24 protein-coding genes are annotated in these 18,674 nt (G+C 59.9%); 3 read left to right on the forward strand and 21 right to left on the reverse strand.

The annotated features are described in order from the left end of the window. Positions 1–106: 106 nt before the first annotated feature. From FJ967_RS33295 to FJ967_RS08790, 6 genes are all read right to left on the reverse strand, one after another. Positions 107–271: a hypothetical protein gene (locus FJ967_RS33295; RefSeq protein WP_181175713.1), complete on the reverse strand. Its 165-nt coding sequence runs from the start codon at positions 269–271 to the stop codon at positions 107–109. Further along, positions 268–552, reverse strand: a complete 285-nt coding sequence (locus FJ967_RS08765; RefSeq protein ID WP_181175714.1) for a hypothetical protein — start codon at positions 550–552, stop codon at positions 268–270. Before FJ967_RS08765 ends, FJ967_RS33295 begins: the two co-directional genes overlap by 4 nt. An 829-nt stretch (positions 553–1,381) precedes the next feature. Then, the gene (locus FJ967_RS08770; protein WP_181175715.1) at positions 1,382–1,813 is read right to left on the reverse strand and encodes a hypothetical protein; all 432 of its coding nucleotides are present in this window, start codon (positions 1,811–1,813) and stop codon (positions 1,382–1,384) included. 132 nt (positions 1,814–1,945) lie between these two features. Next, the gene (locus FJ967_RS08780; protein WP_140731312.1) at positions 1,946–2,185 is read right to left on the reverse strand and encodes an ABC transporter permease; all 240 of its coding nucleotides are present in this window, start codon (positions 2,183–2,185) and stop codon (positions 1,946–1,948) included. Between the two features lies 1 nt (position 2,186). Further along, positions 2,187–2,411 carry a hypothetical protein gene (locus FJ967_RS08785; protein WP_140731313.1) on the reverse strand — a complete coding sequence of 75 codons (225 nt, stop codon included), beginning with the start codon at positions 2,409–2,411 and terminating at the stop codon, positions 2,187–2,189. After that, positions 2,411–3,226, reverse strand: a complete 816-nt coding sequence (locus FJ967_RS08790) for a hypothetical protein (RefSeq protein ID WP_140731314.1) — start codon at positions 3,224–3,226, stop codon at positions 2,411–2,413. Before FJ967_RS08790 ends, FJ967_RS08785 begins: the two co-directional genes overlap by 1 nt. Before the next feature lie 96 nt (positions 3,227–3,322). Here FJ967_RS08790 and FJ967_RS08795 point away from each other — a divergent pair, with 96 nt between their 5' ends. Further along, positions 3,323–4,432 carry an acyltransferase gene (locus tag FJ967_RS08795; RefSeq protein WP_140731315.1) on the forward strand — a complete coding sequence of 370 codons (1,110 nt, stop codon included), beginning with the start codon at positions 3,323–3,325 and terminating at the stop codon, positions 4,430–4,432. Here the strand turns inward: FJ967_RS08795 and FJ967_RS08800 are convergent. The 7 genes from FJ967_RS08800 to FJ967_RS08830 are packed head-to-tail and all read right to left on the reverse strand — an operon-like array spanning position 4,377 to position 11,965. Then, positions 4,377–4,751 carry a hypothetical protein gene (locus FJ967_RS08800; RefSeq protein WP_140731316.1) on the reverse strand — a complete coding sequence of 125 codons (375 nt, stop codon included), beginning with the start codon at positions 4,749–4,751 and terminating at the stop codon, positions 4,377–4,379. The genes FJ967_RS08795 and FJ967_RS08800 overlap by 56 nt on opposite strands. Further along, positions 4,751–6,499: a hypothetical protein gene (locus FJ967_RS08805; RefSeq protein WP_140731317.1), complete on the reverse strand. Its 1,749-nt coding sequence runs from the start codon at positions 6,497–6,499 to the stop codon at positions 4,751–4,753. Before FJ967_RS08805 ends, FJ967_RS08800 begins: the two co-directional genes overlap by 1 nt. 9 nt (positions 6,500–6,508) lie before the next feature. After that, positions 6,509–8,098 carry a hypothetical protein gene (locus tag FJ967_RS08810; protein ID WP_140731318.1) on the reverse strand — a complete coding sequence of 530 codons (1,590 nt, stop codon included), beginning with the start codon at positions 8,096–8,098 and terminating at the stop codon, positions 6,509–6,511. Continuing rightward, positions 8,095–10,683 (reverse strand): phage tail protein, encoded by a 2,589-nt coding sequence (locus FJ967_RS08815; RefSeq protein ID WP_140731319.1) that lies wholly within the window; start codon positions 10,681–10,683, stop codon positions 8,095–8,097. The genes FJ967_RS08810 and FJ967_RS08815 overlap by 4 nt, the downstream gene beginning before the upstream one ends. After that, positions 10,683–11,099, reverse strand: coding sequence for a hypothetical protein (locus FJ967_RS08820; RefSeq protein ID WP_140731320.1), 417 nt, complete (start codon positions 11,097–11,099; stop codon positions 10,683–10,685). The genes FJ967_RS08815 and FJ967_RS08820 overlap by 1 nt, the downstream gene beginning before the upstream one ends. Continuing rightward, complete coding sequence (locus FJ967_RS08825) at positions 11,099–11,734, reverse strand: hypothetical protein (protein WP_140731321.1); 636 nt, start codon at positions 11,732–11,734, stop codon at positions 11,099–11,101. The genes FJ967_RS08820 and FJ967_RS08825 overlap by 1 nt, the downstream gene beginning before the upstream one ends. Before the next feature lie 3 nt (positions 11,735–11,737). Beyond that, complete coding sequence (locus tag FJ967_RS08830; protein ID WP_140731322.1) at positions 11,738–11,965, reverse strand: hypothetical protein; 228 nt, start codon at positions 11,963–11,965, stop codon at positions 11,738–11,740. A 72-nt stretch (positions 11,966–12,037) separates the two neighbouring features. Between FJ967_RS08830 and FJ967_RS08835 the strand changes: the two genes are divergently transcribed. Beyond that, complete coding sequence (locus FJ967_RS08835) at positions 12,038–12,319, forward strand: hypothetical protein (RefSeq protein WP_140731323.1); 282 nt, start codon at positions 12,038–12,040, stop codon at positions 12,317–12,319. Between the two features lie 15 nt (positions 12,320–12,334). Here the strand turns inward: FJ967_RS08835 and FJ967_RS08840 are convergent, their stop codons facing one another. Then, complete coding sequence (locus FJ967_RS08840; protein WP_140731324.1) at positions 12,335–12,982, reverse strand: hypothetical protein; 648 nt, start codon at positions 12,980–12,982, stop codon at positions 12,335–12,337. Then, a complete protein-coding gene (locus FJ967_RS08845; RefSeq protein WP_140731325.1) occupies positions 12,983–15,055 on the reverse strand; it encodes a phage tail tape-measure protein in 2,073 nt (690 codons plus the stop codon). 83 nt (positions 15,056–15,138) lie between these two features. On the opposite strand from FJ967_RS08845, the gene FJ967_RS33675 reads away from it, so the two are divergent. Then, the gene (locus tag FJ967_RS33675; RefSeq protein WP_246675225.1) at positions 15,139–15,528 is read left to right on the forward strand and encodes a hypothetical protein; all 390 of its coding nucleotides are present in this window, start codon (positions 15,139–15,141) and stop codon (positions 15,526–15,528) included. Here FJ967_RS33675 and FJ967_RS08855 read toward each other — a convergent pair. From FJ967_RS08855 to FJ967_RS08880, 6 genes are all read right to left on the reverse strand, one after another. Beyond that, positions 15,521–15,853: a hypothetical protein gene (locus FJ967_RS08855; protein ID WP_140731326.1), complete on the reverse strand. Its 333-nt coding sequence runs from the start codon at positions 15,851–15,853 to the stop codon at positions 15,521–15,523. The two genes, FJ967_RS33675 and FJ967_RS08855, sit on opposite strands and share 8 nt — an antisense overlap. A gap of 20 nt (positions 15,854–15,873) precedes the next feature. Next, positions 15,874–16,260 carry a hypothetical protein gene (locus FJ967_RS08860; RefSeq protein ID WP_140731327.1) on the reverse strand — a complete coding sequence of 129 codons (387 nt, stop codon included), beginning with the start codon at positions 16,258–16,260 and terminating at the stop codon, positions 15,874–15,876. Positions 16,261–16,262: 2 nt separating this feature from the next. After that, positions 16,263–16,994, reverse strand: coding sequence for a hypothetical protein (locus FJ967_RS08865; RefSeq protein WP_140731328.1), 732 nt, complete (start codon positions 16,992–16,994; stop codon positions 16,263–16,265). Between the two features lie 76 nt (positions 16,995–17,070). Beyond that, positions 17,071–17,487 (reverse strand): phage tail terminator-like protein, encoded by a 417-nt coding sequence (locus tag FJ967_RS08870; RefSeq protein ID WP_140731329.1) that lies wholly within the window; start codon positions 17,485–17,487, stop codon positions 17,071–17,073. 1 nt (position 17,488) lies between these two features. Beyond that, the gene (locus FJ967_RS08875; protein WP_181175716.1) at positions 17,489–17,938 is read right to left on the reverse strand and encodes an HK97 gp10 family phage protein; all 450 of its coding nucleotides are present in this window, start codon (positions 17,936–17,938) and stop codon (positions 17,489–17,491) included. After that, a complete protein-coding gene (locus tag FJ967_RS08880; protein ID WP_140731331.1) occupies positions 17,938–18,660 on the reverse strand; it encodes a hypothetical protein in 723 nt (240 codons plus the stop codon). The genes FJ967_RS08875 and FJ967_RS08880 overlap by 1 nt, the downstream gene beginning before the upstream one ends. Positions 18,661–18,674: the final 14 nt, after the last annotated feature.

Consider the following 18,674-nt stretch of genomic DNA (forward strand, 5'->3'; position numbering starts at 1 on the left):
CGATGGAAGGAGATCGTTGAGGTTGATGGCTTCTATGAGGAAGGCGGCTATACGGAAGGCTGGGTTGCAAGCACTGGGAGCGAATTCTGGGCGACTGAGTGGAAGCCTAACGCTTCTGCGCAAAAGTCTCGACCCGGCTCTTAACGCCGTCCTGCTCCATTGCTTCCTTCATCGCCTCGGCTTCGGCCTTATCCGATGTGGCCAGCACGGTTTTCCATACCTTCTCGATACTATCGTAGGCGGAAACGGTGTAGGTGGTGCCGTGGGTCATTCGCCCTTCGCCTTGGAATACAAGCTTTTCGGCGGGATCGCCCTCCCCATTCCTGATACCTTGTCCGCGTCAGGCGCGTAGATGAGCCCGACTTTTTTCGAACCGCACTTCTCGCATTTCAGCTTCGGCTTGATGTCATCCGCCATGGCCGGGGTGTCTGGGCCAAACCGCCGCTTGAGCTTTTCGAGTGACAGAACCTTGCTGTGGTTGCAGGCATGGCAGTAGGCAGTCAACTGCATGTTGCCGTCGATCAGCGTTTGGAATGTCCAGCCATTTCCCATTGAGCCGATATAGCGCGGCCCTTAAACGACGAAAAGCCCCGCCAGCGCGAGGCCAGCGGGGCGAATATCTGCGGCAGGATGGGGAGAGCTTTAGCGCACCAATTCCGGCGGCTGGCCAAGATCGGCCTTCTTGGCAGGCGTGAGCGCATCTATCTTCTGGGATAGCACCTCATGTGCTATAAGTTGCGGGCTGATTTGGGATTGCCGTCCCACCTCAGCCCTAACCACGACCGATCATGAAGGGATCGAATATGGCTGTAAAATCCCTATGCTCTGTTGCCTATTGCGGCAAGGTGTCCACTAAGCGCGGATGCTGCGAGATGCACTACCGCCGATTGCTCCGGCATGGCGACCCTACCGCCGGTCGATCACCGAATGGTGAGCAGATGAGATACCTTGAAAAAGTGGTTCTTACCTATGAAGGCGACGAGTGCCTGCCTTGGCCGTTCAGTCGCGACCAGAATGGTGTTGGTCTGGTCAATTCGGGAGCAGGTTCACGGCGCGTGCCGAGGATCGTATGCGAGGCTCACTATGGGCCACCGCCGTCTCCGGGCCACGAGGCCGCACACAGTTGCGGGAATGGCCATCTGGCTTGCGTGAACAAGCGGCACCTCTCGTGGAAAACCCACGCTGGGAACATGGCGGACATGATCGCCCACGGCACCTCGCCCAAGGGTGAGCGCCATGGTATGGCCAAGCTTTCAGAAGCCGACGTTATGGTAATCCGATCTTTGAAAGGGCGCCGACTTCAGAGAGAGATAGCCGCGCAGTTTGGCGTCCGGCCTTCGATGATTAGTATGATCCACTCCGGGAAATCATGGGGTTGGCTTTAGGGCCGCTTGTCCAACTCACGTTGTTGGGCTTCAAGCTTGGCCGACATGCCGGCTATTTGAGCTTGCATGTCAGTCTGTTTGCCGAGGATCGACTGGAGCAACTGCGTCGTCTGGTCCTGAAACTTCTGCCGATCTTCGCGGCCATTTTTGCCGATGCTTTCCAAAACGGTCACACGCTCCTTGAGCGTATTGACATCCGCTCCGGTGGACGTGGCCCATGAGATGGCCGTTGTGAGAATTGGGACCAACAGGATGCCGATAGCAGCCATGGAGGCCCGGCCTATGAGTTTTAGCCAAGCATTATCAGCGACTGCTTCAACCCTCCTGTCGGACGGTATGTTCATCTCATCACCTTCAGCCATTTGCCCCGCCTGCCCTTTCAACGCGCTGCTACGGCTTCCAGCCGCAAAGTGTTTGGCCTTTTTCATTGTGGGCCAGGATCGCCGAGACTGAAGCGTCCGAGAGCGTGGCAACTTCCGCCTTTGTCGGACGAATAGGATGCTCGACTGCACAGAAGGAGCCGCCCGCCGTGGTGCAGCCGGCTAGCATCAGCGTGACGATCAGGACTTTGACCATTTGCCCAGCCTTTCGCGGTTGTCGTTCGGCGCACGGCCGGCCACGGCGTCATCAATTGCCTGAGCTTCGGTGCCCGCTGCGGCCTCCTTTGCCGCCTGCTTATTGCGCTCTGCCTTGGCGCCGGCCAACCGCTGCTGGAAGCCGAAGCCGAGCGCGGCGATGATGGCTGCGCCTATGGCGATCACGGTTGGGTTGCTGAGGAAGAAGGCGAGGATGGCGGCCATCTCACTTCTCCTCTGCTGGCGGTGGCGGCGCGACCATGCCCGCCGGGCCATCTCGGAATGCATTGATGAGCAGCTTGGCCAGCGCCAGCGTGCCGCTGATCTGGAGCGCCCGGTGATCGGTAATGCCGAACATCGTCCAGTCGAAGCCGGCGAGCGCGCCCGACGTGACGACGAAGATCAGCGTGTTGAGCAGGTTGTGCAGGGCGTTGGTGTTGAACCATTTCATCAGAAGATGCTCCAAAACAGGTCGGTGATGTGGTGCCACCAGCCAGACAAGGCCATGCCGCCGAGGGCGATGGCTGCGGCAATGGTGGTGACGAGGCCCTTCTTGCCCGGTGCTGGGGTGATGACGTCCAGGGGCTTTTTCGGCTCGGGAGCCTTGGGAGTGCTGGGCTGCTGAGTGATGACGGGCGGTGCCGAGGCGGGCTCAGGGGAGGAGGCAGGAGGCGCGGCGGGCGCCACAGGAGCCGGGGAAGGCTGAACGGGCGCAGGCGGGACTGGCTGGGGTACCGAAACGCCATATCCATCATCTAGGAGCAGCGCATCGTATTCTTTGGCATATCCAGCGATCAAAGCCGCCTTGTCCGTGCCGTTGATGACCCGGCGAGCGCCCTTGAAGTCGGATTTGTCGAGCGTCATGTACCGGGACAGTTTGTGACGTCCGATCTTGTCGCCGGCAAACCATCCCTCTTGCATGCCAATGACCAGGACCGGTGCTGCATACTGCGGGTCCAAAAGAGCGTTCGGGTGCCCGACGAAGTACGGCTTGGGCGGCAGACTAGTCAGCAGCGGCATGCCGAGCTCGTCGCTGGCCTTCTTATAGTTCGCTTCCCATGTGATCTGGACGTAGCCGCGCCCGATGAACGGCCAGTAGGGCTTGCTCTGGAGATATTTGGGGCTCCCAATCTCGGTGATCGGCTTCATGGTGTGGGCCGTCTCATGATAGGTTGTGGCCAGCACATAGGCGCATTGGTTGCGCAGAAGGCCCCGAGCCTTGCACGTATCGATGATAAGCCGGGTGTCACCCGTCTTCAGATCCATGGGATGTTCCTTTCGGGTGATGATTGGCTATGGTCGGCGCCCCGGCGACTTCAGCCTGATTGACGGCTCGGACGGTCGTGGGATACGGATGACGACATGAAAACGCTCGGCGATGCGTCAGTTAACAACGCGCGAACCAACAATGTCACAGCGATCAGACTGCTCGCAGCCGTCTTGGTGATATTCTCTCACGCTTGGCCGCAGACGGCAGCGGGAGCCAACCCGATTAATGGGCTTCTCCCTGGCGGTCTTGACCTTGGCGCAACTTGCGTAGCTGTCTTTTTTTCATTGAGCGGCTATCTTCTCGCATTAAGCGCCGAGAGACTGACGCCAGCCGTATTTGTGTTTCGCCGCATCCTGAGAATATACCCGGCATTGTGGGCGGGCACCGCCGTATTTGTCATTTGCGGAGCATTCTCAACCGGTCGTTATTTTGAGTATCTGGCCGATCCGCAGACGCAAAATTTCATCCGGGTCGGATCAACAATGGCTGTTGCTAACTCGGCTGAATTCGCTGCCTCATCTTGGCTACCAGGAGTTTTCACCGATACGCATATCGGATTCGTCAACGGTAGCCTCTGGACCCTGCCGGCGGAGATCCAAGCCTATTTGGCAATGGCGCTTTGCATGACGCTTGCTCGGGTGCTGAGTGTTCGGAGCCTACCGGTCTTCTGGATCGCGGCACTGACGATCTGTGTCTTCTATTTTTCGGCGATCCCGTTCGCAGGTTCCGAACCGCGCTATCGTATTCTCCTGATTTCCTTCTTTGCCGGTGCCGTGTTCTTTTCGTTGAAATCGGTCGTGCCGATGACCGGCTGGCTTGTCGGAACAATGCTGATCGGCGTTGCTGCGGTAAATCTCTTGCTCCCGTCTTATACGTTGACAGCCGTGACGATATTTATCCCCTATGCCAGTCTATATCTTGCATTTGGGATCGCACCGATTTTCAGCGGACTGGATAGGATCGGCGATTTTTCCTATGGGGTTTACATCTATGGCTGGCCTGCCGCCAACATCGTTGTGGCGCTAGACCCGACCGACAACCCATGGCTCGCGGCAGGCGGAGGCTTGACTATTGCTTTGGGCATGGCGACGGCATCGTGGTTCTTGATTGAGCGGCCAGCGATGACGCTGAAAAACACTGAAATCATTATGGCAAAGGCGCGAAAATTATTTCCGGGTCCCCTCCGATCGCCGCAAGCATAGCAAGCGCCGTCGGATCATCCGCATAGATATCTGTTCTGCTGTTCCATCTCTCCTGGGTGTAGAGGTCAGCGGCGTCGATAGCTGCTTTTGCCAAATCCAGAAGACCAGCCTGATAGAGGCGGTCCACAATCACTCGTTTGGGCACAAGGCGCGGCGGAGACGGCTGTGCTGTATATGGAGCTATCGTGGCACCACCTTCCATCGCCGCCATGAGCGCGAGATAGTCTGCGTTCGCTGCATCGACAGGCACAAACACCCCGTCAGACGCCCTGATGATGGACGTGCCGTTGTCGACATACGTACCGATGATGGTATTCATCATAGCTCCGATGAAAGAATGAAGGTTGTCGAGGTCGTGGAGTTGGCACGTATGAACCCAGCCAACCCGGCCGTTGCGCCCGATATCGTCAGGTCTGCGACAAACGACATCGTGGTCACGCCATAAAGAACCAACGCGGAGCCGGTGTATGCGGTCGTGCTTACCTCGAACTGAATGTTGGCTGCTGATGGCGTAACTATCGACGGGGCGGCGCGCATCTCTTCGAAAATGAACATCGCCCGAGCATTTGTTGTGCCCGTCGAGAATGCCGGAGCAAGCCGTTCCACGGTGTTTTGCCCACCGACGAGGCGGCAGTACCATTCGCATAGCTTTTTTTCCGCGCTGGCCGGGCGGAATTCGGTGGGATATGTGCGACCGGTGGCGTCATAGTCGAGCAGCTCCCACGCGACGTCGAGCGTGGAGTTTTGCGCCTGAGCCGTCTCGGTCCAGATCATCGCAATGAGGTTTGTGGCCGTATTCCCTACCTGTGCGGTAAGCAGGAAATCCGTCGCGGTGGCAGCGGTTGGGGTCAAAGCTCCGACCGCCAGTACGTTCAGAGTGGTGCTGTTGAAGAACTGACCGGCGGTGAAAGTACCGTTTGTCCAAGAATTCACAACATCGGACACCACCACGTCGTCGGTGCCCGTCCACTCCAAAATGGCGTACCGAACCGCGGCTGCTAGCGAATTGCGTAGCTTGCCGAGCAGCGTGATCGTCTTGCCGCGCAGATCAAGGCAGTTCATGCTCTCGATAATCTGCGAATTACCCATGCGCTGGGCCGTCGCCTGCGACTGCGTCATCCGCATCATGTAAGGCAAGCCATTCTGCACCTTCGAAAGCGTCGAGATGCCTATAGCCGCTGTCTGGGTCAGGACATTGTGCCTATCCCAGCCATAGGTGTCGTCGGTCGCCGTAGCGGCCCCTCGCTGGTTGAAAGCACCGTTTCCGTTGATCAAACGGTTCGATCTCCGGTCAGCCGTTGCCCACTCCGGCGAAGTCGCCGCCAGATTCATTCGCAGGCTTTGGAGCGCGGTACCCTTTGCAAGGCGCTGCCAGGTTGATGACCCACGATAGAGAATATCGCCCTGCGTTGCCGAGCCGATCATGTCGAGAGCCTGCGACAGCGTCAGGTCTTCCGGAGATCCAGTGCCGGCCGTAGCTCTCCCCTTCAGGCGCGATGTCGCCATGTTGGCGAGCTTGACGACAGGTATCGCCGGATTGGTCGCATCGACAGTAATACCAGTGCCGTTGACCAAGCTGCTCACCGGCCCGCCGGCCGCCCCATCGGCAACCGGGAAGGGACCGATCCATGCCAGCGTCGGTCCGTCCCAGCGGTAGAAGGCGAAGGCGACGCCAAGCTCCGCCCGCAGGAACAGGTAGTTGTCGTCGTCAGCCGTAAGCGTGAGCGCGTCACGCTTGGCCAGCGAACCGGAATTGTTAGGATGGATGCCAGCTAGCGACAGCGTGATGAGGACGCGCGTCAGCTTGTCGTAGAGGTCGACGATATTGGCGGCGTCGGAATTCTCCCGATCGATTGCATAGGCTTTTCCGCTTCCCGTCGTACCAGGATAAACAAGCGCCAGCGTAAGCTGCGTGTCGCTGTCGACCGACAGGATGGGCACGGACAGGCCGGCGCAGAAGAACACGCCTCCTGTCACAAGTGACACAGCCCAAGCCGTGCCCGAGCCTGTCACCACGGCATTGCCGTTCGTCACGGAAACTGTGCCGGTGTTGTAGATCGATGTCATGGGAGGTCCCTAGTGGCTCGGCGGAACACCGAGGATGTAGTAGCGGGCGCCCTTCAGTTGAGAGCTATAGAAGGTCGCGCTGGGCTGGATGGTCCAAGGATTGTTGCCCGATGCGTAGAGGTCGACGCTGGTCGATGACGTCGGGTTTGCCCAAGTCGAGTAGCCGGCTGTTTGCCCGGCCCATGTCGCATTGTTCGTGAAAACCCGGTGCTGCCCCCAAAGAGCAGATGGTTCATTGAAGGCCGACAGAACGGCGGGCGGATTGTAGACGGCGCCGATCTTGGGGAAGAGCAGAAGCCCGTCCGGGTTCGGCACCGTTATGGTGGCCTTGCGAACGCCCATGAACCTGTCGCTGCCGGACAGGACCGTCGGGAAATCCGTCGTCCAGGCGAGGAAACCTTCTGCCAGGATCGGCAAATAGGTGAGCCTCGTGTCGAGCATGATATCGTTGAGGTTCGGCGCGAGATCGGAAGAGCCGGGCCGTTTGATCTGGATATAGTCGCCGATCCCGTCATTTCCTCCGATAAAGATTTGGCTGCCGCCGGTCGTCGGCGCTTCGCCGGAATCGGCATAGATGGCATAGAAGATGTCGATCGACTGGTCGCAGTTGCTGACCACCGTCACGCTCGATCCCGACACCGTGTAGGAAAAATCGTTGGCGTGGGCATTGATGTTGTCGATGAACGGCGGCGCCCAATAGGTCGTCTCGGTCGACTTCTTGACCAGATAGTCCATGTAGGTCAATTCAGTCGTCGGCAGCCGCGTGTTGATGACCCCGGTCGCAAAGGCGGCCAACGTGATCGTGCCCGCGGCCAGCACCTTCGCCGGTATCCTGTCCTCATGCAGGATGAAATTGGTAGGGTCGGGGTCGGAAACGGTATGTCCTGGCAGTGCCACCCTGCACGTACTGGGGGAAGTCAGATCGATGATGACATCGCCTGGCGCCGGCGATGTTGCATTGTTCGGGATTGCTTCGTCATGCATTGGCAGATCGAAGACCGTCGCCAGCACGCGCTTGACCGCCGGATTGGCCCCTGAAGTGGAAACGAAACCGAATACCGCCGGCCTATTACGCCCTGACGGGCCGCCATTCGAGCCAGTGTCAATTACCCTGTTGGTCTCGCAATCGTATCCGGAAAGCGACTGGATCTGGCCGTTCGACGCGCCCCCGTTGCTCAGATCGACCCGAGGACCGGCGAACTGGTTGGTCGTGAAATTGATGGTCGGCCGCATCTCGACGAGGGGGAAGAACGTGTACCCGTAGACGGCAGTGAAAAACTCCTGAAAGTAGTTCCACCGCTGATAGTTGCTGCCGCTCGAATTGAAGCTCTGGATCAGGATCTGGCAATTGTTCTTGTTCGACCCGGGCGGATAGAAATATTCCGTCGGATTGATCGGGCTTCCCGTCGGCGGATAGGACGTGAAGTCCGGCTCGATGACGAAAATGTCCCTGATATAGCCGACCTTCTGGTTTTCCGAATTGAAGAAGAATTTGCCTGTATCGGCGTTCGGTGTCGTCACCGGATCGTACGAGGCATCCGTCATGCCCTTGATGACAGGCTTGCCGGACTGGCTTTCCAACGCAAGCATCTTGCTCATACGATGATCCGGATGCCTTCGGCGCCGCCCGCGAATGTGCCGATCTGCGTCTTGCCCGAGGACGTCTTGAAAAGGTCCATGGTGGCGGTGCCGAACCGCGCAAAAAGGGCCTTCAACTCGCCGTCCTCAAATGTGAGAGGGGTACCGGAATCGGTGCCGTCCGTGACGACCCACTGCTTCACGTTCGTCACCATGCGAGAGAATGGCTGGAGCGGATCGCCGCCGATAAAGCCCGCTTCCCAAATCGTGCCGGCGGTTATGAAATCATCGTCTACGGTCGCCCTGATATCGAGCACGAGCTGGGCCACTACGTCGCCACCGCCGCCGGCCACGGCCCGCATGCGCCACAAGATGCCTGACGAAGCATCGCCAACAGTGGCTTGCACCGCATCGAGAATTTCGGCCTGAGCAAGCAGGCCTTCCGCAGTCTGTTCAATGGATGCGGTCATGCTGCGCAACGCAACGGCGGTTGCATCCTTGAAGCGCCGAGCGACCGAGTTGTCTTCTATCTGCCGGCCGGCGGCATCCGTAGCAGCCGCCGCCAGTTGGGCGAGCTTGTCGCGATAGCCCTGCAGGCTTTCGGTGATTTCCTTGAATAGATTTTGAATATCCGCCTGGATCTGTGCCAGGCCGACAGAGAAGTCCGGCAGCACCTCCGCAAACGTCGTGACGGGGAGCCAGTCCGACCACTCGGTATCCCTCCCTGAAAACGTCAGGAAGATGCCGCGGGCCTCATAGTCGGTGTTGCCGACAAAGGTGCCAATAAGCTTCACCGATGCCGGATTTGGATTGGTGGTCGGGTCGCCATATGGCAGCGTGCCGTCGAATTGCAGCACATCGCCGTCATCGAGACGGACCTGCACCCTGACGAACTGCACGTCTTCGAGGTTGCCGGCGAATTCGGCCCGGATGGTCGGCTTGCGCGGATCGCCTTCATTGTTGTCGAAACTGTCCGGGAATACCTGCCAACCCGTCATCGGTTGCGGCGGCGGCAGGATAGGCCCGACAGGCCCGACCGAGTAGGGCTGTTGATCGGTGTCCGGGTTCCAGCCGAAATCGCTCGGATCGACCTCCTTCAGCGATACGAGTTGCAGAAAGTTGGAGCCGCCATCGATCTCGGTGACCAGGAATTTCTTGTTGGAGTAGCTGTTGTGGTTGCTGGTCCACGCAACCACGTCGCCGGGCTCCAGCAGCCACGCTTCCGGCGGCAGGAAGAACTGATGCTGCCGGAATCGCCTGGAATCGCGGATTGCCTCTTGCAGAAGGCGCTGGACCTGGACGGCATAGGGAACAGTCGGGAAGGCAAGGCCTGTCACCAGGCGCCGGTTGTCGTCGAGCACCTCGAGGTCGGCACGAAGGTAGGCCGGGGCATCCTTCGACGCCCATTTCTCGGCGGGTTCCGGATAACTGGCCTGCGCGCCGTTGTAAGTGCTTTCGAGGCCAGGGAAAGGGTCGAGGCTCTGCCCCTCGGTCACGACGATGTTTTCATCCGTGAACGAGTAGACCGCGGCACCAGGCGAGCCGACAATGACCTTGTACATGCCGCCGACGTCGGACAGCCGGCCCGAGCACCCCTTCAGGATGCTTTCCAGCACGTCGGCCGGCTGCTGGTCCGTCGTGATGTTGCAGCCGGAGCGGTATTGCTTCTCGGTGCCGCCGCCGACGAGCGAAACCGGCGCGTCGCAGACATTCATTGCCGCCATCCAGTTGGCCGGCGGCAACTGGTAGGCTTGCGTTGTCTGGCCGCCATAGACCCATTCGTCGGTGCCGAAATAGATCCCGCTAATGATGTTGTAGGCTTGCACGATCGGGTTGTCGGACACCTCATAGGTTGAAGGCACGCCCCGCCTGTGGGAGCCCGAACCGCCGGCGGTGCTGTCCTTGCGCAGATCGTACTGCCTTATCCCAGACGTCTCGAAAACGAATTTCGGGGGGCCGCCGGAGAACAGCGACTGCTTCACCCGGGCAGTCAAAACCGCATAGGGAATGCCCCTGCCGATCATGTCGCTGGACCATGGCCGGTCAGGATCGGAGCCGAACTGATTGGTCAGGAAGTCGCAATCGTCGGTCTGGGTGCCGTCGAAAAAAAGGATGCGGAGGAAGTGGCCGCCGTCCTTGTTGAACTCCACAATCGGATAACCGTGAGCGGCCGGCGGAGGCCCGCTCATGTCCGGCACGGTCACCTTCTTGTCGTTTACCCATAGCCCGGTCAGCCCGCCGACCGGCAGGTCACCGAGCGAAATCACCTGCGTCAGGAAGGTGTTCGGGGTGTCGTCGATCTCGCCCCAGGTGTTGGCATATTCGAGCTGGCCGGCATCGGCGAACGCGCCCATCATGAAGGACAGGGGGTTATCGCCGCCGACGCTGATCTCGGTTTGGACGCCAGGCTCTTTCGGCTTCGGGGCACGAGCTTTCTCGATCAGGCTGACGCCGATATTGAGCGCTATGCCGAGAAGGGCCTGAACGAAGGCGCCGGCGCCAGCAATCCACGAGCCTATGCCCAGGATGATGGAAATGGGATCGGCATGGGCGGCCGAAAGGCCCGCCAGCAGCAGCCAGACGGTGAACAGGAGGCGAAGCAGCATTATCCGACCCGGAACGCCCGTGTTGCCGACAGGAGGGGCGAGACGCCTATCGCGGTCTCGCCGACGGTCAGGATGGTCTCGCCATTGACGATGCCGATCGACCAGCCAAACGGACCATCGGTCGGAATGGCCGCAAGGTCGCCGAGGCGTGCCTGGGAGATGTGGATTTCGGGCAGAAACGAAGCGACAGCGTCAGCGAGATCGTCGAAGCCGGCCCGCTTCATCACTCCGGCCGCGCCCTTGGCCGATTTGTACTTCCCACGATAGCCGGCCGCGATATCCTTGCCGGTCATCGCCAGGACGGCATCCGCTGCCCAGCCAAAGACACAGTCATGCCCGTCCCATGCAAATGGGTCGCGCTTCACGCCATCGATAAAGTCGTGCAGCCGCGCCGGCCAGTCCGGGAGACGTTCCATCAGCTTTTCGTCTTGCTCTTGTCGATGCCCCAGAAGATTGGGACGTTGGCCACGCCGGCATATTTGCGGAAGCGATCGCCGGAGCGTCGTTTCTGGGTTTCGTCCGATTTCTTGGCCGGGTTGGTGCGGGTGAGCTCGCGGACGATCGAGACCACCTCAATGGCGATCGAGCCTTCCTCGCCAGTCTTGGGCGTGGCGATCGGCGCCTTGTTCACCTTGCCGATGAAATGGCAGTAGATCGAGCCGGCCACGGCATGGGTGGCTGGATCGAACAGCCCGCGATGGATCTCGACGCGCGCGCCCCTGATGTCATGCCCGCGAACCATGTCCTGCACTGTGGCGTGGAGTTGCGAGAGGGTGACCTGGACGGTCTGGACGGTGAGATCGGATACAAGCGGTATGCGGTCGACACCGAGAAGCGAGCCGTCGCCGACATAGTCGCGGTTCTCGGCCACGCCCGTATCGCCCCGCAGCACGGACACCGTCACCGTGTCGAGGTCATTCCAGAACGAGAATATCGCGGGCGCGGTGCCGTCCAGCGTCCTGGCATAGAAAGTGACGAAATCGCGCTCGCAAATGCCCGCATCAGGCGCCGCCAGCAGAGCGTCATAGGTAGTGCCGTCGATCGACCGCATGGGTCACGGAACCATCATGGGATCGAAGATCGGGATGTACTCTTCATACGGCTCGATCATGATTGAGTGGAGCATGTCGAGGAACTGTTGGTGCTGATCATCGGTGCGCTTCATCTTGAGCCGGAGATCTTCCAAGGCGGCATCTGCAGCCTTGTCTGCAGATGTAGCTGGCGACGCAATTGCCGTTAGTGGCAACAAGCAGATCGAGGCGATGAATGAACGTCGGTCCATATGGCTTCTCCTCTTCAAGTGTAGACTCCTCCGCTTGGCGCTGCTTTGATGCGCCGATGCATGGGAGGGGAAATGGCTGATCTGTCGAAATGGCGTGTCGCCCCAAACGGCGACATCAAGGCCGACACGATGCTGGAGGCTGGCGTAGCGGCTATTTCACCGCACGACGTTGTACTGCGGGTGGCCTACGCGACCTCTCAGAAGGAGATGGACATGTTTCACGAAGGCAAACGTCCGAGACACCAAATCCAGGTACGACTGAGCCCCACCCGAGCCAAAGAACTCGCGTCGCTTCTATTGAAATATGCTGAGGGCCTCGAACGATCTGTCCCGCCCCGAGATAAGCAGAATTGACCACCGGCGCCTCACTCATAGCTTCTGAACCACCGAAAAGCTGATTTGGCTGGTGACAGCGTTCCCTGTAGACCCGACAGAGAACGACCCGGGCTTGATCTTGCACTTCATGGCCGGCTTGATCAGCGTGACAGTCTGGTTGACCGCGGCGCCGGGACGGATGAAGGGCGAAACTTCGAAAGCGCCTGTGGTGCCGCCGCCACCGGCCGTCACGTCCTCCGACACCTCATGGAAAGCACGGCGCGACGGGGAGCCGTAATCGAAAGCAAGATAATCGCCCGCTGTCAGTACGTAGCCAGCCGGCAGGCCCTTCAGCGACATCGATTTGGCATCGGGCAACGAATTGATCTGCACTGTCGAAGCGCCGAGGATAGCACCGTCCCTGTCGGCATAGGGTGCGGCGGTCCTTGGATCGTACAGGTAGAAAGAGCCCAGCGACCGAATGACTGCGTTGACCCTCGCCTCGATCTTCCTGACCTCATAGTGATAAGCTTCGGCGAGGGTCACATCACCCTGCCACAGTTGCGGCGCCAGATCGGCCTCGAGTATCTGGCCCGAGCCCATGCCGGAATATTCCCGGTTATCCTGGAGCCACCATTTGACCGCGGTGACATCCAGCAGATCGGCAAACGCCGCGAGCGATAGCGGAAACGTCAGCGCCATCTATCGCTTCCTCGGGTCAGCGTTGATCTGCTTCACGCGCGCCGGCATCTGCCGGTCGTAGGCGGCGAGCGCCTGCTGTATTTCCGCGCCGACGCCTTGCTGCGCGCCGCGCGCGTCGATGTTGAAAACACGGTTGTCGTTGTAGGCTGGAGCTTGGTTCGCGTTCGCGGCGGGAGCCCCACCACCTGATCCCGAATTTCCTGAGCGAGCGAACCCATGAAGCCGGTCGAGAGCGCCAACTCCGATGTTGTCAGTCGCCCGCTTCGAAAATACGTACTCGCCACCGTGCACAATTCCAGCGACCTTGTTGGCGGCTGCGCCGCCTGTGTAGCCCCCGGTTGCGAACCCCTTGAAGCCGTTCAGCGCAAAATCAAGTATGCCGCCGATCCCTCCGCCGGACCCGCCACCGTCAAGCGAAAAGAGGGATTCGATAAGCTCGTCCTCGATCTTCGAAATGATCTTGTCGAGCACATTGAGAGCTGCGTCACCAAACGACTGCCAGAAGCCCTTCCCGTTTTCCAGGCCCTGTTGCAGGTCATCGATAAAACCTTTCGTCGCGTCCTTCGCGAAGGCAAGTTGCTCCTTTGCATTCTTCGTCTGAACGGCAGTTTCGGCCATCTGGTCGGCAAGACCCATCAGTTCGGCGCGTTGGCCCGCCGTTAGGGTGATGCCCTTGCGCTGGGCTTCGTTGAGCAATTCGGTCTCGTATCGAAGCTTGGCCGTCGCCAGTTCCGACATGCCGACTGAGGCCTGCTCTGCTTTCAGTGTGGCGAGCTTGGTTTTGGCGTCGGTGACTATGTCGTCGAACTTTTCCTCATCGGACTTGCCGTGATGGCCCTTGGCCTTTGTCGCCTTCGGGTCATCGATCTTGGCCAGCCAGGACGCGAGCTCCTTGACTTTCCCGGTAGCTGCTGACGCGCCTTTTTCAATGACCTTCAAGCCCGCGCCGACATAGTCAGCATCCATGGCGGAACCGAATGATTCTTTGACCGAGCCGACGGCATTCTGGGAGGCACCAGCGTAGGGATTTTTGACTGACCCGAAATCGACTGGGCCAAGGATCAGGCTTCCATAGGCTTCCGGGCTCAGCGGGTGTCCGACCTTTGCCAATGCCAAAGCGGCCTTGTTTGTGAGGTTGTTCAAGGCGTCGACGGCCGACTGAACCATCGCCTCAATGCCGCTGACCACCGTCTGGGCGGTAGAATAGACGATATCGCCCAAGGCAGCCGGCATCTGCGCCCATGTATCTTGGATCGCGTGAAACCCGCCGACAAACGCGCCGATCACAAAATTCACCGCGTCTTTTGCTACACCGACGATATCGACGCCGAAAATCTGAGTGAGTTCGTCCCGGAAGATGTTCGCCGCCGCTATGGCCAAGGTCATTCCGGCGACGAACGCTACGGCAGGGTTCGCAAGCAGAAATCCCGCAGCCATCCCGGCCAAACGGGCCGCCACCCCTAGGATCGCCTCCGAAAGCAGGGTAAGGCCGCCGAGTATCGCTGGCGCATAGAGGAGCGCCAAGGCTGCAGCAGCGGCCACGGCGTACGGCGCTATATCGACGAGACTATCGGCGATAAAATTCAGGACATCGGCAGTCAGCCGGCCGGCATGGATCAGAGGGAGAAGGATGCCCGCCAAAACACCAAGCGCGATCCCGACGGTGCCGAACCCTAGCGCCAGGTCGGGTAGCTGGATGGCGAGAGCCTGGATGAAGTTCCCGCTGGCCTGAGTTTGCTGCGCGACCTGCGACAGCTGCATTGCCATCATCCGCATCTGAGTGCCGGTGTTTTTGGCGGCTACAGAATTATTGTTGGCTGCGATATAGTGGGATTGCAATGCAGCGGTGGACTTGGCCGCAGCGGCGCCTTCCTGGCTTAACTCCGCCGCAGCGTTGCCGGAGGAAGCCGCAAGAGATGCCGCGGCCGCGCTCGCATTGCGGGTAGTGGACGAGAGGCCGGCAGCGGCCGCCTCTGCCTTCGTTGCAGCCGTTGAAAGCAGGTTCAGCGACGCTGCGCCCTGCTTCACACCCGAACTGTCTACGGCAAGGCCAAGACTGGCGACATCGGCCATGAGTTGATCCCGTCAATTCCGTGGAGTAGCGTCCGCCACGCTCTGGGGAGGACTAAATGCGAATCTTTTGTGCGGCGGCTGCGATGGCGACCATTGCCTGGGCACCCTGTCACGCTGCCAACTGTTCCGAGGGCGGCGGCAAAGCTCTCGCCATAGGCTCATGGACATTAGGGCCGATTAAAGCCGACGAAACCCGCGATTTCACCTTCGAAATCAACAGTTCGCTGAAGAAGCCAACGAAGATGGTTGAAGGCACGATCTGGTTTGAAGATGCGCTCGGGAGAAGCCTAAACGGATGGAAGCTCGACCCGGATTTTAAGGTTCAGGCTGGAGCGACTGCCGAGTTCGTCCTGTCGTTGGGCAAGTTGAACTTCGGCAAGCGGCTAGAACACCTTAATCGCGATGATCTTGTCGCCACGCTCTGTACCGAGAAGGTTCTTTACGACGACGGCACCAAGGAAGAGTTCAAGTAGCCCCAAACATCGCCCCGAACATGGCCGGCGTCATCTCCCGCTCGACAAGGTTTCGCTCCTCCTTGGGCGCGACCCCCTTCCCTTCCTTCTCCCGGTCCATTTCGGCCAAGGTCTGGAGGAAGGCGAAGTCGAGCCGGCGGAGAATGCCGATCTCCTCGCGGAGCAGCATATTACCGGTAAGGCTCGACCAGGCCGAGATATCGGTTAGCCGGATCGGGTCAGGACCGGCAAAACCCATCGACCGGGCCGAGGACAAGTCCCAGAACCAGTCGATGAGGTAGGCATAGTCGGGATTGGCGATGAGGATGGGCTCGGCCTTCCTCAACTCCGATGCGACGACCTGAGCTAGGCCTTCGCCGAGGTCGTAAAAAAAGCCGCCTCATCTCCGAGCGCGGTGTCGATCTGCTTGGCGATCCACCCGACCGACAGCAGTTTGGCGGCGTTGGCTTTGTTGAGAGGCGGGTTCTTGAGATCGCCGAGGGTGAGATCGGATGCCCACTTCCATGCGACCACTGCGGCCGCCAAGATCTCGATGGTGTTGTCCTCGATCTTCTCGGCGGTGACGGTGTTCCGGCCGCCCTTGAGCGCCCGGTTCTTTATCTGCCGCTCGACGATCTTGACGCGATCGTCTTCCAACGACACGCACTCGACCTGAAGGCCGATCGGGGCCCCGGTGGCGGGGTGCTTGATGTCGACCGTGATGGTCGATGGCTGGATAGCAAGGATGTCCATGGTTACTGCGCCGCCGGTACGGTTACGATGTTGGAGTTGATTTCGATGGTCGAGTTGAGGTTGCGCACCGTGTTGGCGTCGCCGCCAGCCTGAGAGGCGTTCATGACCAGCCCGGCGAAATAGTTCGTCGTGCCGGAAGGAACGGTGGTGCCAGTGTGCACGCCGGACTGGGTGCCAGAGGTGACAATGGCGGTGCCGCCGGCGGTTGCCGCGAACTGGAAGGCGCCAGACGTGAGCCCGGTAGCGAGGACGTAGTAGGTGGTGCCGGCAGTCACGCCCGTCGGAAGAGCGCCGGTGGTCGAGAACTGGAATGCATCGCCGGCCTGGAGGCCGTGATTGGCCCATGAGACAACGCCCGGCGAAGCAATCGTCATCGTCACCGTGGCCGAAACCACCGCCGGCACGTCGGCCCAAATGATGCGGAACGGGTAGTTGTTCTTGGTCAGCGCCGCGGCGATCAGTGCGAGCTGCCCAACGTCGGTCGAGTTGACCGCGAACACGTTGTCCATCGAAGGCGCGTTCTTCGTGCCCTTCTGCTTCACGTCGCGGCCTCGATTGATCAGCGCCGTGGTGATCAGCGCGGAATTGTCGCCGACGGGGCCGCAGTTCGACCAGCCGTCGATATCGGTCCAGGTGATGCCGGTGAAATTCGACAGCGTGAGATCGGTCGAGGGCAAGGTCATCGCCGGGCCGATGGAGATTTTGGCACCTGCAACTGCAAAGAGATCGGCCATCGTGGTTGCTCCTTTTCAATGGCGTGATTGAGCCCCGCGAAGGCAGGGCGGATAACCCGGATGGCCGGGATTGGTTTTAGGCGAATGCCTCGTAGGCTATGGTGATAGGCGTCAGCCAATGCGTGTCATCTGCGATGGCTTGGGCGACATCAGCGGCCTTGGTGACCCTGACGTTGGTGGCGCCGTAGCGAAGTTTGAGATCGGTCGGGAACCATGCCGCGACCTGCCCGGCTATCTCGGCCGCGACCGACGCGTCCTGGTTCTTCTTGGTGAACACGTCGACCTGCAGAAGTCCAATGCGCTGGTGCTTGCCTGCCGAGCCGATGATGATGCGGCGATTGATGTTCGGCACATGGGTGACGCGGAGATAGTTCTGCGTCGGCGACGGAACGTACGTCTCATTCGGCCAGGCGATCGGCAGGACCGGCGAGAGCGTGAGCGCCTGCACCCTTCCTTTCAGGGCGAGCCAGATCTGGGTTTCGATAGATGGCATTTTAGAGCCCCAGCCTGCGCTTCACTTCGGCCGCCTTGGCCTCGACAATCATGACCCAGCGCTGCGCAACCATCGTCACCCAAGGCCGCGGCGTCCTGCCCTGCGCTCCGTAGTGGACAAAGGCCGCATAGTTGGCCGTGTAGCCGAGGTAGACCGTGTCGCCGAGATCGGCGCCATTGATGACCAGGATCACGTCGCCGAGATCGGCGGGCACCGGTACTCCCGGGTTGTTCCTCGATAAAGTCGGCATGGCCGTGGTCGAGGCCATCAGCGAGGCGCGGAGGAAACCGGTCCGCTTGTAGCCCGGCGCCGGCGGCGTGTCGTAAATTTCGTCGGCGACGAGCTGGTCCATTTGAGAGACAAGCTCTTGGGCCGCTTCCTTGAACACAATCTCCAAGGCGACGGGCACCTTGGCGCACCAGTCGCCGACCTGGGCGGCGAATGAGGCCATCAGATGAGCCAAGCCCATGATCGACGGGTCTGAATTTCCCAGATCGTCCAGTATGAAACATCGAACATGGCGGCGATGTCCCTTCGTTCCATGCTTGACCCGATCCGGCGGATTTCGCGAACCTGGTCCTCATTCAATTTTGCGGTGTTGACCGCCTCGCCACGAATGATCGTGCCGTGCTCTACCTTGTCGGCGTGGTTGCCGGCCGAAGTGTCCCACCGCAGATGCTGCGGGTTAATACAGCCTTCATGACCCTTGCCGCAGTTATGGGCGGCCTCGTGCTCGGGCGATGGCGGCCCGCCATGAGCCAGAAGGCACATAAAGCGCGGCGCAGTCATCTGCCTGCCATCGACCTGCACAATGCCGCGACCGTTGTCGCCAACGCTGAAGGGCCATTTCAGACAGTCGTCGCCGTCATAAGCGACATGAGCCTCTACCCAGCGCACCCGCCTACGGAAGGTGTCAGAGACGACTTCCGGATGACCATATTTCAGCCAGCGCTTGTAGTGAGCTTGGCAGAATCCGTGGTAGCCAGACCGCTTGTCGCATCCATCTACCGAGCAGGGCTGGCCGCTCTGTTCTCGGTTGATCTTTGACTTCAGCGGATCGCCGTTCTTGCGAAGGCGCTGGTAGTGCCTTGAGCAGCACCCTCGGCCGGATCCCGGCTCGTGAGCGTCACGATTGCAACCTTCAACAGAACATGCTTTGAAAACGCGAGCCATTTCGACCTCTCATC

This window comes from Mesorhizobium sp. B2-3-4, from assembly GCF_006442315.1.
Lineage (GTDB): Bacteria > Pseudomonadota > Alphaproteobacteria > Rhizobiales > Rhizobiaceae > Mesorhizobium.

Coding starts and splice junctions, on each gene's coding strand:
- FJ967_RS08875 (WP_181175716.1), bottom strand. CDS start 17,938: ATGGCCTCATTCGCCGCCCAGGTCGGCGACTGGTGCGCCAAGGTGCCC.
- FJ967_RS08785 (WP_140731313.1), bottom strand. CDS start 2,411: ATGAAATGGTTCAACACCAACGCCCTGCACAACCTGCTCAACACGCTG.
- FJ967_RS08870 (WP_140731329.1), bottom strand. CDS start 17,487: ATGCCATCTATCGAAACCCAGATCTGGCTCGCCCTGAAAGGAAGGGTG.
- FJ967_RS08825 (WP_140731321.1), bottom strand. CDS start 11,734: ATGCGGTCGATCGACGGCACTACCTATGACGCTCTGCTGGCGGCGCCT.
- FJ967_RS33675 (WP_246675225.1), top strand. CDS start 15,139: ATGGCGACCATTGCCTGGGCACCCTGTCACGCTGCCAACTGTTCCGAG.
- FJ967_RS33295 (WP_181175713.1), bottom strand. CDS start 271: ATGACCCACGGCACCACCTACACCGTTTCCGCCTACGATAGTATCGAG.
- FJ967_RS08815 (WP_140731319.1), bottom strand. CDS start 10,683: ATGCTGCTTCGCCTCCTGTTCACCGTCTGGCTGCTGCTGGCGGGCCTT.
- FJ967_RS08780 (WP_140731312.1), bottom strand. CDS start 2,185: ATGGCCGCCATCCTCGCCTTCTTCCTCAGCAACCCAACCGTGATCGCC.
- FJ967_RS08865 (WP_140731328.1), bottom strand. CDS start 16,994: ATGGCCGATCTCTTTGCAGTTGCAGGTGCCAAAATCTCCATCGGCCCG.
- FJ967_RS08810 (WP_140731318.1), bottom strand. CDS start 8,098: ATGAGCAAGATGCTTGCGTTGGAAAGCCAGTCCGGCAAGCCTGTCATC.
- FJ967_RS08835 (WP_140731323.1), top strand. CDS start 12,038: ATGGCTGATCTGTCGAAATGGCGTGTCGCCCCAAACGGCGACATCAAG.
- FJ967_RS08820 (WP_140731320.1), bottom strand. CDS start 11,099: ATGGAACGTCTCCCGGACTGGCCGGCGCGGCTGCACGACTTTATCGAT.
- FJ967_RS08790 (WP_140731314.1), bottom strand. CDS start 3,226: ATGGATCTGAAGACGGGTGACACCCGGCTTATCATCGATACGTGCAAG.
- FJ967_RS08860 (WP_140731327.1), bottom strand. CDS start 16,260: ATGGACATCCTTGCTATCCAGCCATCGACCATCACGGTCGACATCAAG.
- FJ967_RS08840 (WP_140731324.1), bottom strand. CDS start 12,982: ATGGCGCTGACGTTTCCGCTATCGCTCGCGGCGTTTGCCGATCTGCTG.
- FJ967_RS08805 (WP_140731317.1), bottom strand. CDS start 6,499: ATGACATCGATCTACAACACCGGCACAGTTTCCGTGACGAACGGCAAT.
- FJ967_RS08770 (WP_181175715.1), bottom strand. CDS start 1,813: ATGAAAAAGGCCAAACACTTTGCGGCTGGAAGCCGTAGCAGCGCGTTG.
- FJ967_RS08880 (WP_140731331.1), bottom strand. CDS start 18,660: ATGGCTCGCGTTTTCAAAGCATGTTCTGTTGAAGGTTGCAATCGTGAC.
- FJ967_RS08800 (WP_140731316.1), bottom strand. CDS start 4,751: ATGAATACCATCATCGGTACGTATGTCGACAACGGCACGTCCATCATC.
- FJ967_RS08845 (WP_140731325.1), bottom strand. CDS start 15,055: ATGGCCGATGTCGCCAGTCTTGGCCTTGCCGTAGACAGTTCGGGTGTG.
- FJ967_RS08830 (WP_140731322.1), bottom strand. CDS start 11,965: ATGGACCGACGTTCATTCATCGCCTCGATCTGCTTGTTGCCACTAACG.
- FJ967_RS08765 (WP_181175714.1), bottom strand. CDS start 552: ATGGGAAATGGCTGGACATTCCAAACGCTGATCGACGGCAACATGCAG.
- FJ967_RS08795 (WP_140731315.1), top strand. CDS start 3,323: ATGAAAACGCTCGGCGATGCGTCAGTTAACAACGCGCGAACCAACAAT.